The sequence below is a fragment of the Aeromonas sp. HMWF014 genome (genome assembly GCF_963878295.1).
Lineage (GTDB): Bacteria > Pseudomonadota > Gammaproteobacteria > Enterobacterales > Aeromonadaceae > Aeromonas > Aeromonas popoffii.
Genome location: NZ_CAWNYS010000466.1, coordinates 1 through 2,091 on the forward strand (window position 1 = coordinate 1; position 2,091 = coordinate 2,091).

Below are 2,091 nucleotides of genomic sequence, written 5' to 3' on the forward strand. Positions count from 1 at the left end.
TGGCAAGCAGGTGCAGGGGGAGTGGATCCTCGCCGAAGATGGCCGCACCCTCTATTTTCCGAACGTCCAACCCGATAAGAGCTATGAGGTGAGCCTCAAGGCTGGGCTCGGCCCATCTCCCCAGAGTTGGACCCTCAAGACCCGCCCGCTGGAGGCGGGGGCCTCGTTTACTGCCAGCGGCATGGTATTGCCGCTGCGTCAGGAACTTCGCCTGCCCATCAGCGCAGTCAATGTGGACGAGGTCAATATCGATTTCTTCCGGGTCGATGCGGAATATCTGCCCCGTTTCCTGGCCGAGTATCGCCCCGGTGCCGGCATGGGCAACTGGGAGCTTGAACAGATCACCCAGCGGGCCAAGCGGGTGTTCAGCGGCCGCTACGCGCTGGAGCTCGATGCCAACCGGCGCGAGACCCGCCTTATCAATGTGAAGGAGCCGCAGCTGGCCGAGGCCGGTGTCTACTTTGCGGTGATGTCGCCCCTTGGCAACTACGACTGGCGCAAGGAGACCACATACTTTGCGGTGAGCGACATGGGACTCAGTGCCCGCCGTTACCGCGATCAGCTGGAGGTGTTCGTCAGCTCGCTGGCCAGCGCCGACCCGCTCAAGGATGTGCAGCTCTCCCTGCTCGACGAGAAGGGCAACCGGCTGCAGGTGCAAACCACCGATCCCCAGGGCCATCGCCGCTTCGATCAGGTGCAGGGGGCCCGCCTGCTGCTGGCCGAGCAGGGCAAGCATCTGGCGGTGCTGCGCCTCGATGGCGCAGCGCTCGATCTCTCCACCTTCGATCTCGGCACCCAGCCCTGGCAGGCCCAGCAGCTTTATCTCTTTAGCGGGCGCGATCTCTATCGCCCCGGCGAGCGGCTCGACAGTCAGATCCTGCTCAAGGGCCAAGATGGCCAGCTGCTGCCGGGGATGGCGGTGGAGCTGGAGGTGAAACAGCCGGATGGCCAGCTGCTCGAGCAGAAACGGCTGCTGCCGGACAATCTTGGCGCTGCCCACTACGGCCTGCGTCTGCCGGAGGATGCGCCGCTGGGGCGCTGGACCATCAATCTCAAGACCGCTGCTGGCAGCCGCTTCGAGTGGCCCTTCCTGGTAGAGGAGTTTTTGCCGGAACGGCTCAAGCTGCAGCTTGGCAAGGGGCCGGATGGTGAATTGCTGACCCCGCAACAGGCGCTCACCCTGCCGCTGCAAGGGGACTATCTCTACGGCGCGCCAGCGAGCGCCACCAAGGCGAAGGCGGAGGTGAAAATCAGCCGCGCCACCATGCCTTTCACCCAATGGCAGGAGTTCACTCTGGGTGACGTGCTGCTGGCCGAGCAGGCCAAGGATCTTGAACCCCTCAATCTCACTCTCAATGCGCAGGGGCAGGGGACTTTCTCGCTGCAAAATGAACTCGATGGGGTACGCGCCCTCGGGCCGCTTGAGGTGGCTTATCGGGTTTCCTTGTCCGAGCCCGGTGGCCGCGCCGTCAATCGCAGCCGCACCCAGTATGGCTGGCCTGCGGGCAGCCAGTGGCCGGCGCTCAAGGCCGACTTCGTGGCCGAGCGGGTGGAAGGGGGCAAGCCGCTCCCCTTCCAGATCCTCAACCTCGATGAACAAGGTCAGCCGGTGGCGGGGGCGGTGAAGGTGCGCCTTATCAACGAGTACCGCGACTATTACTGGCACTACGCCGATGGCGAGGGGTGGAAGTACGAGTTCAACAGCCAGCCCTATCTTGAGCTGGAGCAGAGCTTGCAACTCGATGGCAAGGGGCCGACCGCCCTCAGTTTGCAACTGGCGGCGGGCTGGTATCGGTTGGAGGTTGAGAACAGCCAGGGCCATCAATCGAGCCTGCGGGTGGAGATCGGCAGTTACGCCTGGGGCGGCGGTGGCGAGCAGGCGCGGCCTGACAAAATCGCCATCACCCTCGACAAGCGCGCCTATCTGGCGGGCGACAAGGCAACAGTGACGCTGGTGGCACCGCGCGCCGGCAAGGGGTTGCTGATGGTGGAGGATGGCGATGGCCTGCGCTGGTGGCAGCGTATCGAGCTTAACGCAGCCGGTGGCGATGCCAAGGATGCCCGCGGCGAGTTCGAGATCCCGGTCAGCCC

The 2,091-nt window shown here is 64.5% G+C and carries 1 protein-coding gene; it reads left to right on the top strand.

Annotated elements, in window-relative coordinates; all coding sequences use genetic code 11:
• The coding region (locus AAC083_RS18250) for an MG2 domain-containing protein (protein WP_258224564.1) at nucleotides 1–2,091 on the top strand (2,091 nt) is incomplete at both ends.